At 60.7% G+C, this 20,716-nt stretch carries 20 protein-coding genes; 9 read left to right on the top strand and 11 right to left on the bottom strand.

Annotated elements, in window-relative coordinates; translation table 11 throughout:
- The first annotated feature begins 33 nt into the window (after window positions 1–33).
- From JWQ61_RS08910 to JWQ61_RS08900, 3 genes are all read left to right on the top strand, one after another.
- Window positions 34–1,254, top strand: coding sequence for an AGE family epimerase/isomerase (locus JWQ61_RS08910; protein WP_304360207.1), 1,221 nt, complete (start codon window positions 34–36; stop codon window positions 1,252–1,254).
- A 276-nt stretch (window positions 1,255–1,530) separates the two neighbouring features.
- Entirely contained in the window at window positions 1,531–4,098 is a 2,568-nt protein-coding gene (locus JWQ61_RS08905; RefSeq protein WP_304360206.1) for a GH92 family glycosyl hydrolase, read from the top strand.
- A 140-nt stretch (window positions 4,099–4,238) separates the two neighbouring features.
- Window positions 4,239–7,292, top strand: coding sequence for a GH92 family glycosyl hydrolase (locus JWQ61_RS08900; protein WP_304360205.1), 3,054 nt, complete (start codon window positions 4,239–4,241; stop codon window positions 7,290–7,292).
- Window positions 7,293–7,343: 51 nt separating this feature from the next.
- Here JWQ61_RS08900 and JWQ61_RS08895 read toward each other — a convergent pair whose 3' ends face one another.
- The 4 genes from JWQ61_RS08895 to JWQ61_RS08880 form a co-directional block, all read right to left on the bottom strand.
- Window positions 7,344–7,985, bottom strand: a complete 642-nt coding sequence (locus JWQ61_RS08895) for an FMN-binding negative transcriptional regulator (RefSeq protein ID WP_304360204.1) — start codon at window positions 7,983–7,985, stop codon at window positions 7,344–7,346.
- Window positions 7,986–7,995: 10 nt separating this feature from the next.
- On the bottom strand, window positions 7,996–8,463 hold the full coding sequence (locus JWQ61_RS08890) for a GNAT family N-acetyltransferase (protein WP_304360203.1): 468 nt from the start codon (window positions 8,461–8,463) through the stop codon (window positions 7,996–7,998).
- An 83-nt stretch (window positions 8,464–8,546) separates the two neighbouring features.
- Window positions 8,547–9,815, bottom strand: coding sequence for a dicarboxylate/amino acid:cation symporter (locus tag JWQ61_RS08885; protein WP_120237222.1), 1,269 nt, complete (start codon window positions 9,813–9,815; stop codon window positions 8,547–8,549).
- A 127-nt stretch (window positions 9,816–9,942) separates the two neighbouring features.
- On the bottom strand, window positions 9,943–10,170 hold the full coding sequence (locus tag JWQ61_RS08880) for a hypothetical protein (protein WP_304360202.1): 228 nt from the start codon (window positions 10,168–10,170) through the stop codon (window positions 9,943–9,945).
- Between JWQ61_RS08880 and JWQ61_RS08875 the strand changes: the two genes are divergently transcribed.
- Window positions 10,171–10,665 carry a DUF1772 domain-containing protein gene (locus tag JWQ61_RS08875; protein ID WP_304360201.1) on the top strand — a complete coding sequence of 165 codons (495 nt, stop codon included), beginning with the start codon at window positions 10,171–10,173 and terminating at the stop codon, window positions 10,663–10,665.
- Between the two features lie 74 nt (window positions 10,666–10,739).
- Here JWQ61_RS08875 and JWQ61_RS08870 read toward each other — a convergent pair whose 3' ends face one another.
- Window positions 10,740–11,231, bottom strand: a complete 492-nt coding sequence (locus JWQ61_RS08870) for a type VI secretion system tube protein Hcp (RefSeq protein ID WP_014004678.1) — start codon at window positions 11,229–11,231, stop codon at window positions 10,740–10,742.
- A 401-nt stretch (window positions 11,232–11,632) separates the two neighbouring features.
- Complete coding sequence (locus tag JWQ61_RS08865) at window positions 11,633–11,992, bottom strand: darcynin family protein (protein ID WP_304360200.1); 360 nt, start codon at window positions 11,990–11,992, stop codon at window positions 11,633–11,635.
- A 99-nt stretch (window positions 11,993–12,091) separates the two neighbouring features.
- Here JWQ61_RS08865 and JWQ61_RS08860 point away from each other — a divergent pair, with 99 nt between their 5' ends.
- Window positions 12,092–12,712: a TetR/AcrR family transcriptional regulator gene (locus JWQ61_RS08860; protein WP_304360199.1), complete on the top strand. Its 621-nt coding sequence runs from the start codon at window positions 12,092–12,094 to the stop codon at window positions 12,710–12,712.
- 28 nt (window positions 12,713–12,740) lie between these two features.
- Here the strand turns inward: JWQ61_RS08860 and JWQ61_RS08855 are convergent, their stop codons facing one another.
- The gene (locus tag JWQ61_RS08855; RefSeq protein ID WP_304360198.1) at window positions 12,741–13,079 is read right to left on the bottom strand and encodes a hypothetical protein; all 339 of its coding nucleotides are present in this window, start codon (window positions 13,077–13,079) and stop codon (window positions 12,741–12,743) included.
- Between the two features lie 134 nt (window positions 13,080–13,213).
- On the opposite strand from JWQ61_RS08855, the gene JWQ61_RS08850 reads away from it, so the two are divergent.
- Window positions 13,214–13,831 (top strand): TetR/AcrR family transcriptional regulator, encoded by a 618-nt coding sequence (locus JWQ61_RS08850; RefSeq protein WP_304360197.1) that lies wholly within the window; start codon window positions 13,214–13,216, stop codon window positions 13,829–13,831.
- A gap of 220 nt (window positions 13,832–14,051) precedes the next feature.
- On the top strand, window positions 14,052–15,218 hold the full coding sequence (locus tag JWQ61_RS08845; RefSeq protein WP_304360196.1) for an ABC transporter substrate-binding protein: 1,167 nt from the start codon (window positions 14,052–14,054) through the stop codon (window positions 15,216–15,218).
- Window positions 15,219–15,291: 73 nt separating this feature from the next.
- Here the strand turns inward: JWQ61_RS08845 and JWQ61_RS08840 are convergent, their stop codons facing one another.
- Together JWQ61_RS08840 and JWQ61_RS08835 are read right to left on the bottom strand one after the other, a co-directional pair.
- Window positions 15,292–16,155 (bottom strand): alpha/beta hydrolase, encoded by an 864-nt coding sequence (locus JWQ61_RS08840; protein ID WP_304360195.1) that lies wholly within the window; start codon window positions 16,153–16,155, stop codon window positions 15,292–15,294.
- Window positions 16,156–16,354: 199 nt separating this feature from the next.
- Window positions 16,355–18,067 carry a tannase/feruloyl esterase family alpha/beta hydrolase gene (locus tag JWQ61_RS08835; protein ID WP_304360194.1) on the bottom strand — a complete coding sequence of 571 codons (1,713 nt, stop codon included), beginning with the start codon at window positions 18,065–18,067 and terminating at the stop codon, window positions 16,355–16,357.
- Here JWQ61_RS08835 and JWQ61_RS08830 point away from each other — a divergent pair.
- Window positions 18,066–18,380 (top strand): hypothetical protein, encoded by a 315-nt coding sequence (locus JWQ61_RS08830; protein ID WP_304360193.1) that lies wholly within the window; start codon window positions 18,066–18,068, stop codon window positions 18,378–18,380. The genes JWQ61_RS08835 and JWQ61_RS08830 overlap by 2 nt on opposite strands.
- A gap of 125 nt (window positions 18,381–18,505) precedes the next feature.
- Here JWQ61_RS08830 and JWQ61_RS08825 read toward each other — a convergent pair whose 3' ends face one another.
- Complete coding sequence (locus tag JWQ61_RS08825; protein ID WP_304360192.1) at window positions 18,506–19,648, bottom strand: NAD(P)/FAD-dependent oxidoreductase; 1,143 nt, start codon at window positions 19,646–19,648, stop codon at window positions 18,506–18,508.
- Window positions 19,649–19,713: 65 nt separating this feature from the next.
- Between JWQ61_RS08825 and JWQ61_RS08820 the strand changes: the two genes are divergently transcribed.
- Window positions 19,714–20,166, top strand: coding sequence for a MarR family winged helix-turn-helix transcriptional regulator (locus JWQ61_RS08820; RefSeq protein ID WP_304360191.1), 453 nt, complete (start codon window positions 19,714–19,716; stop codon window positions 20,164–20,166).
- Window positions 20,167–20,269: 103 nt separating this feature from the next.
- Here the strand turns inward: JWQ61_RS08820 and JWQ61_RS08815 are convergent.
- A partial coding sequence (locus JWQ61_RS08815) for a hypothetical protein (RefSeq protein WP_304360190.1) occupies window positions 20,270–20,716 on the bottom strand: 447 nt, incomplete at its 5' end.

The raw sequence follows: 20,716 nt of genomic DNA, 5'->3' as shown, positions 1-20,716 counted from the left end.
GCCAGCACGCTTGGCAACTGATCCGCTACCGTCATGAACATGCTTGAACCGACCGCAATGCCTAAAGCCGAATTCCGCAATCCCGCTTTCCTGTTGCAGCACATCCGCGACACCATGCGCTTCTACCACCCGGCGGCGCTCGATCCCTCCGGCGGCTTCTATCATTTCTTCAAGGATGACGGCAGCGTATACGACAGCGAAACCCGGCACCTGGTCAGCAGCACCCGCTTCATCTTCAACTATGCGATGGCGTACCGCCATTTCGGCGATGCGGCCTACCTGGATGCGGTCAAGCACGGACTGGCGTTCCTGCGCGAGGTCCACTGGGATCCGCTGCACAAAGGCTACGACTGGACCCTGTCATGGAAAGACGGCCGCAAGCAGGTGCTGGATCCGACCCGCCACTGCTACGGCCTGGCGTTTGTGCTGCTGGCTTATGCCCATGCCTTGATGGCCGGCGTGGAAAGCGCCAGAGAAGATCTGCACCAGACTTACGACCTGCTCGAACAGCATTTCTGGGAAGCCGGCCCCGGCCTGTATGCCGACGAGGCCAGCGCCGACTGGCAAGTGCAAAGCTACCGCGGCCAGAACGCCAACATGCACATGACCGAAGCGCTGCTGGCCGCCTACGAAGCCAGCGGCGACGCGAAATTCCTGGACCGCGCCGAAACCGTGGCGCGCCACATCACCGTCCGCCAGGCCGCGCTCAGCAACGACCTGATCTGGGAACATTACCATCAGGACTGGACGCCGGACTGGAACTACAACAAGGAAGACAGCAGCAATATCTTCCGCCCCTGGGGTTTCCAGCCCGGCCACCATACCGAGTGGGCCAAGCTGCTGCTGATCCTGGAGCGGCACCGGCCGCAAGAATGGCTGCTGCCGCGCGCCGTCGAACTGTTCGACGCCGGCCTCGACGCCGCCTGGGATATCGACTGCGGCGGCATCTACTACGGCTTCGCGCCGGACGGCGTGATCTGCGACCAGGATAAGTATTTCTGGGTGCAGGCGGAAAGTTTCGCCGCCGCCGCCCTGCTTGCCAAACGCACCGGCAAGAACCGTTTCTGGGACTGGTACGAACATATCTGGCAGTACAGCTGGCAGCATTTCGTCGATCACCAGTACGGCGCCTGGTACCGCATCCTGACGCGCGACAACCGCAAGTACGGCGACGAAAAAAGCCCGGCCGGGAAGACCGACTACCACACCATGGGCGCTTGTTATGAAGTGCTGGGCGCCTTGTCCGAACCATGAATTTGTAGCAGCACAAGCGGCGCAGGCGCGCCGCCTCCGGAGGAAACCGAACTACCGCTGATCCTGAATCCGTCGACGCAACCGGCAGCATTTTTCTCTTGAACATCTCTTAATACGCGGCGCCGCGCTGGGCCGACTTGCGCCCGGATATTGGCAATACCGGCTTTACAGTGGCATTCGTAGCAGGCAGGTGTATCCGATTACCCGGTTCGAACCGGGTGACGACTATAAGGAGGAACAATGAACAAGCAATCATGCAGGAATCTTGCAATTGGTATGGCCGCCGCAATGCTGTTCGGCTGCAGCGACGGCTCAAGCGGCTTGCCGGGCAGCGACGGCGCAGCAGGAGCGGCCGACGCTGCCGGCGTCGCCGGAACCACCGGCGCGGCTGGTTCGGCCGGCGCTCCCGGCCAGCCTGGCGCAACAGGAGCAACAGGTGCCATCGGCGCCACCGGCCCGGCAGGAACCGTTCCCATCGTTGTCGACGCCAACGAGCTCATCAAGCCGCTGCCCGAGCTGGCGCTGACGCAATACGTCAAGCCCTTCCTCGGCACCCAGCAGCAGCCGGGCGGCACCCATCCCGGCAACACCAGTCCCGCCGCCACGCTGCCGTTCGGCATGGTGTCGTTCGGGCCGGACACCGACATCGATCATGAATACTATTCCAGCGGGTCCGGCTACAACTACGACAGCAAGATGATCAATTATTTCAGCATGACGCGCATCAGCGGCCCCGGCTGCCGCAGCGGCGGCACCCTGCCGATCATGCCGACCATGCTGACCACCCAGCTCACCAGCAACAGCAACCTGGTCATGCGCAAAAGCAGCAGCACCTTCGACCACAAGAATGAACAAGCCGCACCCGGTTATTACAAAGTGCAGGCCGACGACGGCATCGTCACCGAGCTGACCGCCACCGCGCGCAGCGGCATGGCGCGCTTCACCTATCCGGACAAGAGCAAGGCGATCCTGGTGATCGATGCCACCCAGACCAATTCCATGACCGGCATCAACGCCCAGATCTGGCAGGACCCGGCCGACGCCAACGGCTTCTACGGCAAGACCAGCAACAAGTTCAACTGCGGCGGCGGCTACGATGCCTATTTCTACCTGCAGGTGGGATCGGCCTACGCCAAGGCGCCGCGCTTCATCAACAACAACGGTACGCTGATCCTCAATTTCGACCTGTCGCAATCGGCCGCCAGCAGCGCGCTGGTCAAGATCGGCCTGTCGTACGTCAGCCCGGCCAACGCCCGCCTCAACCTGAAAAAGGAAAACGCCGGCTTTGATTTCGACGCCACCGCGAAAAAAGCCGGCGCCGAATGGAACACCCGGCTCAACACGATCCAGGTCGATGCCGCCGGCGCCAGCGCCGACGCCCTCCAGCAATTCTATACGGCGTTTTACCACGTCATGTCCGGCCCTACCGTGTTCAGCGATGTCGACGGCAGCTACATCGGCATGGACAAGCAGCGCCACCAGACCGAGACCTACAAGGACAAGGACGGCAAGCTGGTGCGGCGCAACCACTACACCACCTTCTCGATCTGGGATACCTACCGCTCGCTGGGCGCGATGCATGCCTGGCTGTTCCGCGACCAGGCTGCCGACATGGCGCAGTCGCTGGTCAACGACGCGATGCAATGCGGAGCCTTCCCGCACTGGGCCGACGCCAATGTCGACGATGTACCGATGGAAGGCGATCACGCGCCGATGCTGCTGGCCAGCCTGCAAGCGTTCGGCGCCACCCGGTTCGATAGCGCCACCGCCCTGGGTTTCCTGAAGCGCGCCGCCTTCGGCCCCACCGCCGACTCGCCGCAATGGCCGGCCTGCAACGGCAATCCAGCGTTCGGCAGGAACGTGGCGGGCAGCGCGCAAGGCAATATGCCGGATTACCTGAAACTCGGTTATGTCGCCGAGGGCAGCGACGCCAGCGGCATCCATACCGGCTCCATCACCATCGAAGGCGCCAGCCGCGATTTCGCCATCGGCCGCTTCATCAGCAACCTCAGCGACGCCAGCGCCGACGACAAGAAGAGCGCCGGCACGCTGCTGCTGCGCGGCGAGAACTGGAAAAACCTGTTCAAGCCGGACACCAAGACGCTGGCCGTCAAGGACCTGGCCGGCAACTGGGCCTCGCCTTCGCAGGATGACGGTTACCATGAAGGCACCGCAGCCCAGTATCTGTGGGCCATCCCGCACGACCTGGGCAAGATCGTCACGGCGCTCGGCGGCAATACTGCCGCGGTGGCGCGGCTCGACACCTTGTTTTCGGTCAGCACCACTTCGGCCGACGCGAAAAAATCGCCGGCAGGACTGGCGCTCGATCCGAGCAGGCTGAACGGCGGCGAAAACTCGAACGATTTCTACATGGGTAACGAACCCGGCTTTGCCGCCCCGTGGGCCTACAACTGGAGCGGCAATCCAGCACGCACCCAGTTCGTGCTGCCGCAAATCATGGCCGCTACCTTCTCCAGCAAACCGCAAGGCTTGCCCGGCAACGACGACGTCGGCGCTACCTCGGGCTGGTATGTATGGGCCTCGCTCGGACTGTACCCGATGATCCCCGGCGTACCCGGGCTGACCATGGCGACGCCGCAGTTCGCCAACATCACCATCCAGCTGGCCGACGGCAAACGGCTGCTCATCAAGCGCGACAAGAATGCCGCATTTGTCAAAGCCTTGAAAGTGAACGGCAAGGACTGGAACAGCACCTGGCTGCCGCTGAATCAGGTGCAGGCCGGCGGCACGCTGGATTTCAGCACCGCCGACGCCCCCACCACGTGGGGCCAGGCCAGTACGCCGCCATCCGGCGCCAGCGGCAATTTCCTACAGACTCCCTGATTCGCATTGAACAGCGCGGACCGCACCCACGCGGTCGGTTCGCCGGCGTTCGCCCGTAGCTGGCGCGGGTAATTGCGCCCTTGTTCCGTCACGCCAGCACTATCCGGAAACGTGGACTTTCAAAAAATATTGGAGGAACAATGAATCTGCAACTGAAGAAAAATTTCTCGATCGGACTTGCCGTCGCGCTGCTGTTCGGCTGCGGCGACGGCTCGGATCAATCCCTGCTCAACGCCAATGGCGCCGGCACCACAGCGCAACCCGGCGCCACCAACGGCACGACATCGACGCCGGTCGCCAACGGCACCGCTGTCACGCCGCCGGTTGTCGCTGTCACCAATCCGGCCACCACTACCGCGCCTCCCGCCACATCGGGCGCAGGTACGCCACAGCCAGTCCCAAGCGCGGATGTTTTTGTCAAAGCCGCGCTCACCAAGTATGTGAATCCGTTCGTCGGCACCGCGGACTCGTCGAAACCGGCCACCGATCCGGTGCCGGCCGGCGCCCGCGGCGGCACTTTCCCCGGCGCCACGACGCCGTTCGGCATGGTGCAATGGACGCCCATGACGCCCAGCAACGGCGGCCAGGACCATCCGGTCGGCTACATCTACAAGGAAAAGACCATCACCGGTTTTCCGCTGACGCAAATGAGCGGCTCCGGCTGCGACGGCAATGAGGGTGAGCTGCCGGTCATGCCGACCTTCGACACCAGCGCGGTCGGCGTCAACGCCAAGGAAAACTTCGATCACAAGAACGAAGCGGCGCGTCCCGGCTATTACCAGGTGACCCTGAACGACGGCATCAACACCGAACTGACCGCCACCACCCGCACCGGCTTCGGCCGCTTCACCTTCCCCGCCAAATCGGCGATCGCCAGCGCCAACAAGACGCCTTACCTGGTGTTCGACGCCACCCGCACCAACACCATCGCCTCCACCACCGGCGTGATCAAGACCGAAGGCAAGGATGCGCTGTCCGGCTCCACCGTCGGTGGCAAGTTTTGCGGGGCCCGCACTTACACCCTGTATTTCTACGCCAAGTTCGACCGCAACATTACGGCCGCCATCAGCAACGGCAAGGCCAGCGTCACCTTCGACGCCAGCACCACCCCGGCGGTGCTGATGAAGGTCGGCCTGTCCTATGTCAGCAGCGACAATGCGCGCAAGAACCTGGAACAGGAAAATCCCGGCTGGGATTTCAATGCGGTGCGCGATGCCGCAGACAATGCCTGGAACACCCGCCTCAACACGATCCAGGTGAGCGGCGGCAGCGATACCGAAAAGCGCAAGTTCTATACCGCGCTCTACCATTCGCTGCTGTCGCCCAACACCAATAGCGACGTCAGCGGCGACTACATCGGCTTCGACCAGAAAGTGCACCAGGTCGAGGCCGGCCGCACCCAGTACGTCAACTATTCCAACTGGGACGTGTACCGCAGCCTGATCCCCCTGACCAGCATGCTGTTTCCCAAGGAAACCAGCGACATGATGCAATCGCTGGTGAACGACGCCGACCAGTGCGGCGCCATCCCGCGCTGGGCGCCGATCAATGTCGACGCCGGCATCATGCCGGGCGATTCCGGCGTGCCGACCATCATGGGCGGCTACGCCTTCGGCGCCACCGGTTTCGACGCCAAGAAAGCGCTGGAGTACATGACCCTGGTCGGCAACAAGGCCGATGTGCAATGCACCGGCGACCATGTCAGGGACAGCACCGACCGCATGAACGACTACCTGGTGCACGGCTACGCCGGCATGGACAACGGCTGGTGGGCGGGCTCGCTGACCTTCGAATTCGGCACTGCCGATTTCGCTACCTCGCAGCTGGCCAAGGCGCTCGGAGACAACATGAACTACCAGTTGTTCCTGAGCCGTTCCGCCAACTGGAAGAACCAGTTCAACCCGACCCAGAAGCAGCTGCTGCCGCGCTACCGCAACGGTTCCTGGCTGCTCAATCCGCAGCCTAATGCCGACATGGTGGAAGGCAACGCCGAGCAGTACACCTGGATGTCAGCCTACGATGCGCGCGGCCTGTTCGGCCTGATCGGCGGCAACGACGCCACCATCAAGCGGCTGGACGCCTTCTTCCAGGATCTCAACGCCGGCATGAACAAACCCAATTTCTACATGGGCAACGAGCCGAGTTTTGCTACGCCGTGGCTGTACAACTGGACCGGCGCGCCGTGGCGCACCCAGAAGGTAGTGCGCGACGTCGCCAACACCGTGTTCTCGGACGATCCGGGCGGCTTGCCCGGCAACGACGATCTGGGCGCCGTCTCCTCCTGGTATGTGTGGGCCGCGCTCGGCCTATATCCGGAAATCCAGGCGGTGAGCGGCCTGACTATCGGCAGCCCGATGTTCGACAAGGTAGTGGTGCGCTGGGCCGACGGCGCCAAGAAACTGGTGATCAACGCCAGCGGCGCCGCCACCAATTCGCCCTACATCCAGAGCCTGGCGTTGAACGGCCAGGCGCTCGACATGCCATGGCTGTGGCTCAAGGACCTGAAGGAGAGCGCAACGCTGGACTTCTCGCTGGCGGCGAGCCAGTCGCAATGGGGCAAGGATTCATCGGCCAAGATGCCGTCCTTCGGCCTCGACGGTTTCGGCAGCCTGGCTGACGCGCTCAACAACCGCGGCATAGGCACCGACGGCCAGAAAACCGTGCGCGGGCTGGAAGGCTATACCTACGACATGGGCGGCTGGAGCTATTCCTCGAAAGCGCTGGCGACAGCCGGCGCAACCGCAGGCGGCAACGTCAGCTTCAACGGCGTATCGTTCGCCTGGCCGGACGGCAAGTCAGGCCTGGACAACATGGTCACCCAAGGCCAGGTCATCACCTTCGCCAAGCCGCAGGCGGCAGACAAGCTAGCCCTGCTCGGCAGCTCCACCAATGCCTCGACCGCACCCACCGGCAAGCTGATCGTCACCTACACCGACGATACCCAGGCCAGTTTCGACCTGCGCTTCGATGACTGGACCCTGGGCGGCGGTGGCGGCAAGGTCGGCAGCTACAACCAGATCGCCCTGACCAGCGCCTACCGGGTCGACCAGAACGGCAACGCCGACACCACCAAAGCCTATGTCTTCTACTGGGATGCGCAGCTTGACAAGAAGCGCACGGTCAAGAGCGTGACACTGCCCTATCAGACCGACAACGGCGCCTTGATGCACGTGTTTGCCATGACCCTGAAGTAAAAAAAAAGCGCCGCGGCCTCGACAGGCCGCGGCGCTTTTTGTTCCTGCAGTTCAGCGTGTGGTCTTGCCCGCCTCGACCAGCGCCGCCATCGCCTGCGACTCCTCGCTGTCTTGTCCACGCAAGCCGTCGATCACCGTTGCCTGGTTCTGCGCCGGCTGGTTCTGGCTGACCTTCCACTTGCCCGACAAGCGGGTAATCACGATCTCGATGCCGACAATCGCGTTCATCAGCTTTTCCGTGTAGTCATGCGGCGCATCGGCCAATTGCCATGGCGCTGGGAAAGCCGCTTCGTTATGTGCGGTAAGCGCCGCCAGGTGCGCCGGCAGCCAGCTGGCGTCGTCGATGATGCGCAGCGTGCCATAAGCATGCGCAACCGCGTAATTCCAGGTCGGCACCACCTTGCCGGTCTCGGCCTTGGTGGCGTACCAGGACGGCGTGATGTAAGCCTCCGGGCCATGGAATATCGCCAGCACCTCGACCTCTTTCTGGAAGTCCTGCCAGACCGGATTGGCGCGCGCCACGTGGCCGTGCAAAGTGCCGAAGGGACCGGCCTGCGCCGACAGCAGAAAGGGAATATGGTTGGCGTTGAGCCCGCCGGAAGACAGGGTCACCAGCGTCGACAGCGGGCGGGCGCGGATCAGCTCGTGCAGGACCTCGATGCGCGGCTCGTCAAAGTGTTTCGGAATATACATGGCGATCTGTTCAGGTTAGGGTTAGATACACATCTGGCGCATAACGCTCCATCAGCGATTGCGGCCGGGCCGGCGCCGCAAAGCCGAACTTGGCGTACAGGCCATGGGCGGTGCTGGTCGCCAGCATGAAGCGGCGCAGCCCCTGCAGCCGCGGATGCGCCATGACAGCAGCCATCAGCCTGGCGCTGTGGCCCTTGCCGCGATGCTCGGCCAGCACGAACACGTCGACCAGGTAGGCAAACGTCGAATAATCGGTGACAACGCGCGCATAAGCCACTTGGCCAGCGCCGGCAAACAGGCCGAAATTCAGGGAGTTCCGTATCGACTCTTCAACCGTGGCCAGCGGTATGCCGCGAGCCCATGCCGATTCCTCGGACAAGAAACGGTGGATCAGCGGAACATCCAGCTCAGCCGCTTCGGTGGTGATGCGCAGTTGCTCCATCAGGATTTCTTTCCGGTCATTTGCAGAAAAATTCATGCCAGTAAATTAGCATACTCCCGAATGAAAAACAGCGCCTCGCGGGCGCTGTGTCTCAAATCCTACATTTCATATCTTGCCGGTCAGGCCCGGCTGTTTTCCAGGGCCCGGCGGCCGGCGTCTTCATCCAGCTCGCCTTCCCACTTCGCAATCACCGAAGTGGCGATGCCGTTGCCGACCACGTTGGTGGCGGTGCGGCCCATGTCGAGGAACTGGTCGATGCCGATGATCAGCAGGATGCCGGCTTCCGGCAAATGGAACATCGGCAGGATGGCGGCCACCACCACCAGCGAACCGCGCGGCACACCGGCCATGCCCTTGCTGCTCACCATCAGCACCAGCAGCATGGTGAGCTGCTGGGCAAACGACATTTCAATGTTGTAGGCCTGCGCCACGAACAGGGCCGCGAACGCCTGGTACATCATCGAACCGTCGAGGTTGAAGGAATAACCGAGCGGCAGCACGAAGCCGGTGATCTTGTTGTTCACGCCGAAATTTTCCAGCTGCTCCATGGTCTTCGGATAAGCCGCTTCGCTGCTGGCGGTGGAAAACGCCAGCATGATCGGCTCTTTCAGCAGGCGCAGCAAGGTGAAGATCGAACCGCGCAGGAAGATGTAGCCGATGGCGATCAGCAGCGCCCACAAGGTCGCCAGCCCGGCGTAGAAACCGCCGAGGAACTTGGCGTAGGTAGTCAGTACGCCGAAGCCCTGCACCGTGATGACGGCAGCGATGGCGGCAAACACGCCGATCGGCGCAAAGCGCATCACGTAATCGGTCACTTTCAGCATCACGTGCACCAGGCCGTCGACGGCGTTGGTGACGGCCTTGCCGGCCTCGCCCTTGACCGAAGCCAGGCCGAACCCGAAAAACAGCGAGAACACCAGGATCTGCAGGATTTCATTCTTCGCCATGGCGTCGACGAAGCTGCTCGGGAACACGTGCGAAACAAAATCCTTCAGGTTGAAGCCGCTGGTATTGAGCTTGGTATCTGCTCCTACCGCAGGCAGCGGCAGGTTGAGCGCATGGCCGACCTGCAGCACGTTGACAAACAACATGCCAAGCGCCAGCGACAGCAGGGAAGCGATCACGAACCAGCCGAGGGCGCGGACGCCGATGCGGCCCACCGAGCTACTGTCCTTCATGCCGGCGATGCCCGACACCAGGGTGCCGAACACCAGCGGTGCGATGATCATCTTGATCAGGCGCAGGAATACATCGGTGATGATGGAGAAGTAGCCGGCGATTTCTTTTGCCGCAGCTTCATCCGGCGCCAGGTTGTGGCAGATATAGCCGACCACGATCCCGAGGACCATGCCGACCATGATCCAAGTCGTTGCTTTAATTTTTTTCATTTACGTATCCGGCCGTTAGACATACAAAAATACAAAAAATACAAAAACTGTCGACCCGGGCTGTGCCGGCATCGCGAGGAGATTGCCATTGACGCAATAAACCGTACTTTGCGAAAATACCAACGTTCTACTGGAAAAATAAAAAAGCCCTCATTGCTGAAGGCTTGATGAAACCTGGTGTCGGCGGCAGCACCTCACCCCTGATGGCAAGCCTGCGCCAAAGCTCAAACGGATCAGCATGGTACATTAGAAACGTGCCTCTAATCAACAAAAAGAGACCCGGGCCAACGCCGGCGCGGCGGCTGCAAGCCACGCGGGTGACCATCAACGGTTTTATATCAACGGAGACCTTCACATGACTTTCATTGAAAATCTGTTGTTTCCCATTTCACTGTATGCAGCGCTCGCCTGCGGGCTGCTGGGCGGGCTGTTCTTCGCATTTTCCAATTTCGTGATGAACGCCCTGTCCCGCATCGCGCCGGCCAGCGGGATCGCCGCCATGCAGTCCGTCAATATCACGGTGCTCAATCCGCTGTTCCTGCTTTTATTCCTTGGCACCGCCGTGGTCTGTGCGGCGCTGGCCGTGTTTGCCATTTTCCGCTGGCAGCAGCCATATGCAGGCTGGCTCCTGGCGGGCGGCCTGTTCTATCTTGCAGGAGGTTTTCTGGTGACGATGGGATTCAACGTTCCGCTCAATAACGCGCTGGCGGTCGTCGATCCATCCAAACCGGAATCGGCCCAGGCCTGGCAAAACTACCTGAGCGTCTGGACCAACTGGAACCATGTCCGGACCCTATGCTGCCTGCTCTCTTCCGCGCTGTTCATCATCGCGGCCTGGCGGCACGCCTAGCCTGAGCCGGCGTAAACAAAAAAGCCCGAAAAAAAACCGCAGCAAGCTGCGGTTTTTTTATCGGTGCAGGAAAATTACACGACCTTGTTGGTCGACAGATCCCAGCCGCCGGAAGTATTGCCGCCCGAACCGCCGCCGATTTTTTGCTGTGTGTACTTCCATTTGACCTGGGAGTACTTCAGGCTGACAGTCTCGCTCAGCACATCGCCTTCCTGGACCGATGGGGTGACATCGGAAATCAGCAGGTTGACCAGTTCGATTTCGAAGTACTTGATGCGGTCGCCCTTGCCATCAGCGCGCAGGAATTCGAACTTGGCTTTCGGAATGGTCTTGCCCGACGAGCAGTTCTGCAGCAGCAGCGGTGTAGCCAGATCGGCGATCTTGGTCAGGACGATGTCCTTGTGTTCGCAACGCTCAGCCGTGTGGCCGCCGCCGGTGGATGCAGTTGCCGACTTCGGCTGCAGCACTTCCCACTGTACCGATTTGCACTCGATCCAGTCCTTGTGCGCGCTGTCGGTCGACTCGCCTTTGATGCCGTCGATTTGCAGATAAACGTCTATTGCCATGGTGATACCCCTTATGAATTAAGTAAAACTTGGTTAACGCTGGTTATTCCGCAAGCAAGCGGATTGAAACTGAAAGTTCGTCAAGCTGAGAGTGTCTGTAGAGAAACGACACAACGCGACGGGCCCTGAGACGTCCTCGCGCTACGAACGGCGGCATGAGAAAACACCCGTGAACGCATTCCGTACAGCAATCTTACAACCATATAAGCATGTAAGATTGCAAACAATTGTATCACCAGTCAGAATTACAATTATTTCTACATAGAAATAAATCTATCTTTTTGGGAATTTTGCCACACTTGCCGATAAGCTTTTTCTCAACGTGGCTTTGACTTGCTTAAAATTTCACCATGACAATGCGATTTACTGGATATTCTTAAAAAAACCCTTAATTGCGCAATTCAGGATTCATGCAAGGCCGACCTGTTGTAGTTTTTCGCATAGGCATTTTCCACGCCCGGCAAAATCTCGACAATCTCAAAATACCGATCCCAGAACGGCGTTTCACGCAAATCTTCCACCAGCAGCTCATAGGCATGATGGCTGCTCGCTTCCCACATCCACAAGTCAGTCACGCGAGCCGAATAGAATTCAATGTCATAGAAACGCAAGCTGACGTGCTCGGCGTGTTTCTTCAAAATCGGCTCCACATGCTCACGCAGCAGGCGGAACCGTTCGTCGGCCGGAAAGCCCAGCCATTCCGACATCGTCTTCACGAGCATGAAAACGGTCAGTACAATTTGTTTTACAGAAGTAGTCATAGCGATGATTCCAGTAAGAGTGAAAGGCTAGTTGTCGTGTTTCGCGAAACAAGTCCATAATACGAGCTATCATTCACATTCAAAACTCGCGTTCCTCTCATGCCGAAATCGCCCGCCACGCAGCGCCTTAAACCCCGCAAATTGCCGGTCCAGGCGCGTTCAGCCCACACCGTTGAAGCCGTTCTCGAAGCGGCAGCTCGCATTCTCGAGACACAGGGGCTGGCCGCCTGCACTACCAACGCCATCGCAGAACGCGCTGGCGTGAGCGTCGGCTCGCTCTACCAGTACTTTCCCAACCGCGATGCCTTGACCGTCGCATTGATCGAGCGCGAGACGGCGCAGCTGCTAGCGGATGTGGAGCGCGCAGGACAAGGGCAAACCTCGCACGGTCGCATCCTGGACATGGTGCGGGCCTCGGTTGCGCATCAGATGCGGCGGCCGGTGCTGGCCAGGCTCATCGATTTCGAGGAAAAACGGCTGCCGCTAGGCGACCGCGATCAACGCGTAGCCGACACCATCCATGCGCAGCTGACGGGCGCCCTGCAATTGCCCGACGCGCCGCGGCTGGCCGACAGGGAGCTGGCTGCCTACGACTTGCTGGCCATTGTGCACGGTATGGTCGACGCCGCCGGCGAGCGCGGCGAACTCGATGCGGCCGCGCTGGAACGGCGCGTCATGCTGGCAGTGGCTGGCTATCTGAACGGCGCATCATCCGCCTGATATCGAGCGCATCGAGCCGTTGAAAATCCTAAGAGCCGGCGTAGCGGAACGCCCCCATGGCGATTGCCGCCACCGCCAGCAATAACGCCGCAGCGCGATACCCCACCAGGATGCGAGTGCGCACGCCGCCCTCGCCGCTCGCCCCTTTGCTGAGCTTCCAGACCGCCGGCCCGGCAAGCAGTCCCTGCAGCGCGAGCGCCAGCAGTGCGCAGCCGGCGCCCAATGCCAGGATCCGTTCGCCGGGACCAGGTTCGCCGGCATGCAAGGTGTGCCAGAGATAGACGCCGGTCAGCAGGGCTACCAGCCCGGCAGCCAGCTGGCGCACGAACAGCGATTTGCCGACGCCGCCGGTAGCGGCCATGGCCATGGTCGATCCCGCCCAGAAAACAGTGGCGAGGACATGAAGGGATGTTGCTAACATAATGACATGCTGCATGATAGGCTCCCGGTGAGATTCAAATTAACTATACTCATAGTATATCCAAATAAAAAAGGGGTGCAATGCCTAAACGTAGTTATGTCAGTTCGGTGAGGGCGGACGCCGCGGCCGAGAAGCGCAGCCGCGTTGTCGAGGCGGCCACGCAACTGCTGCGCGAGGAACACAGCATTGCCGCTTTTTCACTGGAGGCGGTGGCCAAGGCGGCGGGCGTTACGCGGCTGACGGTGTACAACCAGTTCGGCTCGCGCCAGGGCCTGCTTGAAGCCGTGTTCGACGATATAGCACGCAGGGGCCGCATCATGCGCCTCGGCGAAGCCTGGGCTGCGCCCGATCCGCGGCTCGGCCTCGACTTGCTGGCTGAAATCTTCTGCGAGTTCTGGAGTAGCGATCCCGCCATCGGCCGGCTGCAAGACGCCATGCTGGTCGATCCGGAAATTGCCCAGACGTTGGGTGAAAGACTGGGACGCGGCCGCCAGATCATCGGCGCACTGGTTGGCCGCTTGGCTGAAGGCCGCGCCACGGCCGCGCAACAGCGCGATACCGCCGACCTCATCTTCGGCCTCACCGGCTTCGCCATGTTTCGCCTGCTCGCCTCCGGCCGGTCGGCGGAAGCGGTCTGCGTCCTGGTCAAGGCCGCTTGCGGCGATGCAATCAGGCGCATGCTGCCTGACGCAAACTGATGCGCGCTACTCCTTTATTTAGAGCAGCGATCCGGTCAGTTTAAAACGACAACCTTATATTTTGATTGGAAGGTTTCAAAACCCCTTGTTTTTCATCGCTCTGCTGTATATTGCTCAAAAGAAACTAATAACGGTAATTAAAAACGGCAATTAAATCTAGGAGATCGCGATGCAAAAACGTAGCACGTATGGCTTCATTTTTTGTCTGGCAGCAGCAGGATTGAGCGCAAGCGCACAAGCCGAACTACCGCCCATCAAGATCGGCGTCATCGGCCCGATCACCGGCCCTTCGGAAGACATGGGACAAAGCATGATAGGCGGCGCCAGGGTGTTCCTGGCTGACATCAACCAGGTCGGCGGCGTGCTCGGCCGTAAGATCGAACTGGTCGAACGCGACGACCGCGCCAAGCCGGACGTCGGCGCCGCCATGGCCAAGGAAATGATCGAGAAAGAAGGCGTGGTCGCCGTGGTCGGCTTCGGCAATACCGGCGTCGCCCTGCCGGCGGCGAAACTGTTCCAGGAAGCCAAGATCCCGCTGATCGTCACCGGAGCTACCGGCGCCACCATCACCAAATCGTTCATGCCGCCGGCCTACCCGGTCAGCTACATCTTCCGCACTTCGGCCAGCGATGCGCTGCAGCCAATCGTGATCCTCAACGACGTCATCGACCGCCGCAAGATCGACAAGATCGCCGTGCTGCATGACGAAAGCCCTTACGGCCAGTTCGGCAAACAAAGCATGCTGGCGGAACTGGACCGGCGCAAGATCAAGCCGGTGCTGGTGGAAGGTTTCAAGGTCGGCGACCAGGACATGACGGCGCAGCTGCAGCACGCCAGGGACAACGGCGCCCAGGCCATCGTGATGTATTGCCTGGCTCCCGAAGGCGCGATGGTGGTGAAGAGCGCAGACAAGCTGAAACTGCGGCTGCCGATCGTCGGCCCGTGGGGCATGTCGCAGCAGACCTTCATCGACAAGGCCGGCCAGAGCGCCGAAGGCGTACGCAGTTCGGTGACTTTCATCGAAAACGAATTGAGCTCGGTCAGCAACCAGTTCTCGCTGACCTACCGCAACGTCAACAAGACCAACCGCATCCCGTCCGCCGTGGCCGCCGCCCAGACCTACGATGCGCTGCGCCTGATCACGCTGGCGATATTCCAGGCCAACACGGTAGACGGCGCCAAGGTCAAGGACGCCCTCGAAAACCTGCAGGTGCACACCACCTCGACCATCGTCTCGCGCTACTTCAAACCGTTCTCGGCGACCGACCATGAAGCGATCGCACTGAACATGATCGTCATGGGCGAGATCCGCAATGGCAAGGTGGCCTACGCCTACCGGGAAGATGCGAGCAGCGGATCGATTGCGCGTACCAAGAAGGTCCAATAAACAAGCTGACAGCAAAAGGTCCACGTTATCGTGGACCTTTTTTTATGGGCGTCAGCAGCTGCAATCCTGCAAGCTACATGTCGTTGGCGACCAGGCTCTCGGTAACCCGCTTGAATTTCGCCGCCAGGAAGCTGGCGATGCGATCCTGGGTTGCCTCGAGATAGGGAATGTTGTGATGGTCGGAACCGGGAATGGTTTCGTCCTGCGGCACCTTGGTCAATTTGGCCACCAGCAGGTCGGTATGCGAAGCCGGCACCACGTCGTCGGATGCGGCGCGAACGATGAACGTCGGCGCCGACAGCAAAGGCGCATGCTTGATTGAATCGAAGCGATGCTTGAGAACGAAACCCGGCACCGCCGGGAAGCGGCGCTTGGCAAGGGCCAGCAGCGAATCGTAGGGGGTAATCAGCACCACCGCTGCGACCGGCCGGCTGACGGCTATCTGCACCGCCACGCCCGAGCCCAGGCTGCGCCCGACCACGGCGATTTGCCCGGCGTTGATATGGCGGTGCTCGGCAAACCAGTCGAACAGCATCTGCGCGTCTTCTATCATTTTCAGCTCGCCCGGGATGCCCTCCGAATCGCCGTAGCCGCGGTAGTTGATGGCAAGCACCGTCATATTCGGGAACATGCGCCAGGCATCGCGCGCCACCCAGGACACTTCCTCCGAGCGGCCGCCGAAATACACCACGGCTGGATGGGGGCCAGGCACACGCGGCGTCAGCAGCCATCCCGAGAGCCGGGTGCCGTCGGTGCTGCGTAATACCACGAGGCGGGAGCGGTGTCCGATGCTATGGGGATGCTCGACTTCCTTGGTGCGCACCGGCTTGAAAATCAGCTTGCGCTGGCTGACGGCGACCGCGGTGGTGAAAATCAGCCACCCGAGGGCGACGATGCCGCCCATCCCGGTCATTTTCTTGTATTTGATGGTTCTCATAAGCCAATGCGGCCACACGGGGCCCTACCCTATGCTGGCCGCATCCTCCCCGTGGCTCTATTGTATTCCTTGAATTTGTTGTCGTCTCCATAATTTCATTGCCATGTAGACGACAACCGGAATTAGCCCAATTTGTGTGGCTAAAATGGCTCTTTCCCATGCAACGCCAGGGCGGCTGGCGGCTCGCCGCACCAGGTCTCTACTGCGTAGCGCAACTGAAACTCGCCGCCAGGTTGACATCGCCCGCGCCCTTGTACCTGGGCCACGCAGGAAATTCGCAAAGGGGACGGCTGCGGCCCGGGATGCCCGCCGTATCCGAGACAACCTGCGATACCGGCGCACTGCCCTGCTCCACCCAGTTTTCCAGCGCCGTCAGCGAATCCCATGCGGCATTGAAGACTGTCGACAGCGAATGGCCGTAGCCGGGGATTTCGTAGTAGCGCACAAAGCTGCCGACCGCAGCGCTGCCCATGGCCGATTGCAGGCGCCGGAAATAATCTTCGGTGGAACGGGTGCTGACCAGGGCATCCGACATGCCATGCGCCATCAGGATCTTTCCACCCCTGGCCTTGAATGCCGACAGATCCGTCTTGTTGACGTCTTGCATGATCGTGAGCTGGTCGATGCGCACCTGCCATGGCCCCGCATTCTGCGGATCGAGCGACAGCGAATCAAACGCCGCATTGCGCGTGACGAAATATTTCGCCCACTGGTCCCAGAATGTCGCCCAGTACGGCGCATCGGTCGGCATCGGCTGCGCCGGCTGGCTATCGCCCATGGCCAGCAGCCTGACCGTTTTCTGCGCCACCGAGTCGCCGGCCAGGCCGAGGTCGGCGCCCCATACATTGAAGCCGGGATACTGCGTTTCTCCGCTACCGAGAGGACGGCTGAACGTGATCGACGTGCTATAGGTTTTCAAGGCCGCGATCTGTGGATCGGACAGGCAGCTGTCGCCGCTATCCGTACCGCCGGCACAACGCAGCGGTGCGCCATTCAGCGTCGCGCTGGCGGGATCAAAACCGCTGTTGCATGCCGGCATATTGCTGATCAGGCCATCCTTGACGCCATCCAGCGCATCGCAGCTTGCCATTGCCGCGTCATACAGCGTCTTGCGTTTGGCCGGGTTCAGATAAGCGCCCGGCATGGCGAAAGCGCGCGTGATGCGGCCGAACTGCAGGTCCAGGCTGGCCGCAGCCCAGGCCGGATACAGCGCAATCACGCCATCCCAGTCCTGCGGCCAGCGTTGCGCCACCGCCAGGGCTTCGCGGCCGCCGGTCGAGCCGCCGGCGAAGTAGGATTTTTGTGGCGTACGAGCGTAATACTGCTGGATCAGGTGGATCGCCGCGTCGCGTGTTTTCTTGAGCGCATCGCCGGCAAAATTCTGCAAGGCTTCGTCGTTCTGTCCGAACGTGCCGTCGCGACTGCCCATCTGGTTGGCCTGGTGTCCGGAATCGCTGCCAAAGGTAGCATAGCCGCGCGCCAGCGGCCTGGCCTTGTCCTGCGGACCGGCGGGGACGTTGCCGCTGACATCGGGCACGGTGCCGTTATAACCACCACCGCCGAACATCAGTGCCTTGTGGTTCCAGGCAGTCGGCAAGCCGAGCTGGAACTTGATTTTCGGCGCGGCCGGATCGACCGGGTTGATCTCGCCCTTTACCAGGCAGTACTCGCCGGTTGCCGCCACGCCGCTGCCGGCTGGCGCCACAATGTGCGCGTCGGTGACGATGGCGCCGCTGGTCGGCAAGCCGATCGCCTGCGCCGGAATGGCCATGCCGTTCAGCTGGCTGCAACCGACAGGGACGCCTGGGTGCAGTTCGCCACCGCCGCCGCATCCGGCGGACAGCAGCATCATCCCCAGCAGGGCCGAACCGAGGACAGTGGACGTCCTCAGGAATTTTCCTTGAACCATCATGAATGTTTTCCTTTCATGTGTTTTGGCTGCAGATTATTTTTGCGACAGCGGGGAAACAGTAACATTTAAAGATAAAATTTTCGATATGATTTCGAAACACGCTGTCAGGATTCATCAGAAAACGCAGGAGGATAAAGGCATGTTTACACGTTTAGAGAAACTGGAAACCGAGCTGTCCACCGTCAAAACAGACGTTGCAGTCATCAAGTCGAATTACGTGACGAAAGCAGATCTGACCGAGGCTAAAAACAGCGTCATTATCTGGGCCATTGCTGCAATTTTCCTGATGCAGCTACTATCGGTTTTTTCTTAAATTCGGTACCTGACCATTCCCCACGTTCACCTGATCCTCATTGACCGCTGGTGCAACAATAAAACGAAAATGCCCTCATTACTGAGGGCATTTTAGGTTCCTGCGCCAGTGGCAGGGTTTCCCCGTTAATTCTGGCCAGCATGACTCCGATACATTGCCAGCGTCAGCTCCTGGCCGACATGCGACAGCTGCGTTGCCGCTCCTTCCGCCGCACCTTCGGCAGACTCGACAATACGCGCAAACATCAGCGCTTCGTATTCAGCCGCGGCGTCAGCCCAGTCGCTGCGTTCGATCAGCAGTCGCGCCAGTTCGGCGGCATCGAACATGGCGTTGTTTACGCCGTCGCCGCCAAAAGGCGACATGACATGCGCAGCATCGCCAATCAGCGTGAGGCCGCGCCGGCTGGCCCAGCAATGCCCCACCGGCAGCGCATAGATCGGACGGATAGCGAAATTGTCGTTGCTGGCCCGGAACAGATCCAGTATCTTGGGAGCGAAGCCGTCGAACTCCTTGATCAGTTCCGCGCGCATGGAAGCCGGTGAAGCAAGGTCGAAACGCTGCGCCGCCCAGTCGGCCGGCACGCGGAAGATGGCATAAGCGCGGATGTGCGCATTGCCATTGCGCTGCGCGATGATTTCCTTGCAGTCGGCTTCAACGCCCATCTTGCCGCGTCCCACCAGCTGCGATAGTGCCGGATGGCTGCGGTCGACGTCGTCGATGCCGCACTCGATGAAGGTGAGGCCGCTGTATTGCGGCCGGTAAGGCGACAGCAAAGGCCGTATCCGCGACCACGCGCCATCGGCGCCGATCACCAGGTCGAACGGCCCCTCGCTGCCGTGATCGAAGACCAGGTCCCAGCGCCCGTCATCCCGTGCCTGCACCTCGCGCATGGCGCAGCCCCAGCGCACGCAAGCGGCGGGCAAAGCCTGCAGCAGCATGGCGCGCAGTTCCGTGCGATCCACCTCGGGACGGTCGCCGCTGGCGCTGTCCTGGTCCTCGAACAGCACGTTGCCGGCCTTATCCAGCAGGCGCGAGCCCTGGTCTTCGTAGCGGGCAATGGCCAGGAACGCGTCCATGAGGCCAGCCTGCCTGAGCGCCTGCAGGCCCGATCCTTCATGCAGGTCCAGGGTGCCGCCCTGCGGGCGTTCCAGCGGATGGGATTCCTGCTCGAACACCGTCGCGACGATGCCGTGCAGGTGGAGGATACGGGCAAGTGTCAGGCCTCCCGGGCCTGCGCCGACTATGGCGATGCGTAATTGTGTATTCACAGAATGGGTTGATTCGATTATAATAGGTGCCTATATATAAACATAGTTAGCTATGGAATGTCAACATGATGAGGATTGACCTATCGAACAACCCCGTGAAACTCATCGGCCAGGCTTACCGCACCTCCATGCGGCTGGTCGACGGCCCGCTGCGCGCGCTTGGGTTCGCCATGGGGCAGCTGCCGGTGCTGGTGGCGCTCAAGAAAAGCGGCGCCTTGTCGCAGGCCGAGCTGGCGCGGCTGGCGCAGGTGGAACAGCCCAGCATGGCGCAGCTGCTGAATCGCATGGAGCGCGACGGGCTGGTGCAGCGAGTTCCCAATCCCGATGACAAGCGCAGTCAGCTGGTTTCGCTGACTGCCGGTGCTTCGGAGCGAATGCCGAAGGGAAAGGCCGTTATGGACACGGCCAGCCGGCAAGCCCTCGCGGGCTTTACCAAAGAAGAGCGGGATCAGCTGATGGCGTTGTTGTTGCGTGTGAACGAGAATCTTGATCGTGCGGTTGGCGAGGCAGAGAGTTAAGACGGAGTCCGGAGTGTTTTGCGTTACCCATATCGCGAGCCTCGAGGCTCGCTGTAGGTTCGTATGTTTTTGGCGTTGACTGCCGGATTTGCTCCCGGATCTTCTACTCGCGCCCTGCTCGCATGTCATTGAAGACGTCGATGTAGCTCTCTGCCCTTTCCGACAGCACACCTGCTGCAGCTATCGCCATACGCGTCAGGCATTCGGTATCGGAAACGTTGAGTGTGGGCGGAGATTCTTCATCGCCATGTTCTCTTGCCAGGTTGCTGGCGTGGATCAACGACAGACAGGTTTTAATACCCTGGCTCAGATCCAGCGTCAGTGCCATGAATTGCGCCGATCTGTTCATGTGCAGATCTTCGGTCAGCCAAGAAAATGGTTGGTGGTTTGCTTTTACCGGAATACGCTGAGATTCTATGGATATAGTCATAACGGCCTCCATGATTGCGATTAAGCCGTTCCCGCTGCAAAACGGGAGGGCGGCAGATGGCAAGGTTTGCAGACCGGTGCAAAAAGGAAAACCGGCAGCCCGAAGGCTCCCTACCACCGC

The sequence above is a fragment of the Collimonas fungivorans genome (assembly GCF_028292705.1).
In the GTDB taxonomy this organism is placed as follows: domain Bacteria; phylum Pseudomonadota; class Gammaproteobacteria; order Burkholderiales; family Burkholderiaceae_D; genus Collimonas; species Collimonas fungivorans_B.
The sequence above is the reverse complement of the archived record's forward strand: the minus strand, read 5'-3'. Positions and strand labels throughout refer to the sequence as shown.

Excerpts from the sequence above, each read along its gene's own strand:
- JWQ61_RS08850 (WP_304360197.1), top strand. The coding sequence starts at position 13,214 with ATGCCTAAACGTAGTTATGTCAGTTCGGTGAGGGCGGACGCCGCGGCC.
- JWQ61_RS08900 (WP_304360205.1), top strand. The coding sequence starts at position 4,239 with ATGAATCTGCAACTGAAGAAAAATTTCTCGATCGGACTTGCCGTCGCG.
- JWQ61_RS08860 (WP_304360199.1), top strand. The coding sequence starts at position 12,092 with ATGCCGAAATCGCCCGCCACGCAGCGCCTTAAACCCCGCAAATTGCCG.
- JWQ61_RS08905 (WP_304360206.1), top strand. The coding sequence starts at position 1,531 with ATGGCCGCCGCAATGCTGTTCGGCTGCAGCGACGGCTCAAGCGGCTTG.
- JWQ61_RS08855 (WP_304360198.1), bottom strand. The coding sequence starts at position 13,079 with ATGGCCATGGCCGCTACCGGCGGCGTCGGCAAATCGCTGTTCGTGCGC.
- JWQ61_RS08870 (WP_014004678.1), bottom strand. The coding sequence starts at position 11,231 with ATGGCAATAGACGTTTATCTGCAAATCGACGGCATCAAAGGCGAGTCG.
- JWQ61_RS08830 (WP_304360193.1), top strand. The coding sequence starts at position 18,066 with ATGAATGTTTTCCTTTCATGTGTTTTGGCTGCAGATTATTTTTGCGAC.
- JWQ61_RS08895 (WP_304360204.1), bottom strand. The coding sequence starts at position 7,985 with ATGTATATTCCGAAACACTTTGACGAGCCGCGCATCGAGGTCCTGCAC.
- JWQ61_RS08865 (WP_304360200.1), bottom strand. The coding sequence starts at position 11,992 with ATGACTACTTCTGTAAAACAAATTGTACTGACCGTTTTCATGCTCGTG.
- JWQ61_RS08885 (WP_120237222.1), bottom strand. The coding sequence starts at position 9,815 with ATGAAAAAAATTAAAGCAACGACTTGGATCATGGTCGGCATGGTCCTC.
- JWQ61_RS08875 (WP_304360201.1), top strand. The coding sequence starts at position 10,171 with ATGACTTTCATTGAAAATCTGTTGTTTCCCATTTCACTGTATGCAGCG.
- JWQ61_RS08890 (WP_304360203.1), bottom strand. The coding sequence starts at position 8,463 with ATGAATTTTTCTGCAAATGACCGGAAAGAAATCCTGATGGAGCAACTG.
- JWQ61_RS08820 (WP_304360191.1), top strand. The coding sequence starts at position 19,714 with ATGATGAGGATTGACCTATCGAACAACCCCGTGAAACTCATCGGCCAG.
- JWQ61_RS08835 (WP_304360194.1), bottom strand. The coding sequence starts at position 18,067 with ATGATGGTTCAAGGAAAATTCCTGAGGACGTCCACTGTCCTCGGTTCG.
- JWQ61_RS08910 (WP_304360207.1), top strand. The coding sequence starts at position 34 with ATGAACATGCTTGAACCGACCGCAATGCCTAAAGCCGAATTCCGCAAT.
- JWQ61_RS08840 (WP_304360195.1), bottom strand. The coding sequence starts at position 16,155 with ATGAGAACCATCAAATACAAGAAAATGACCGGGATGGGCGGCATCGTC.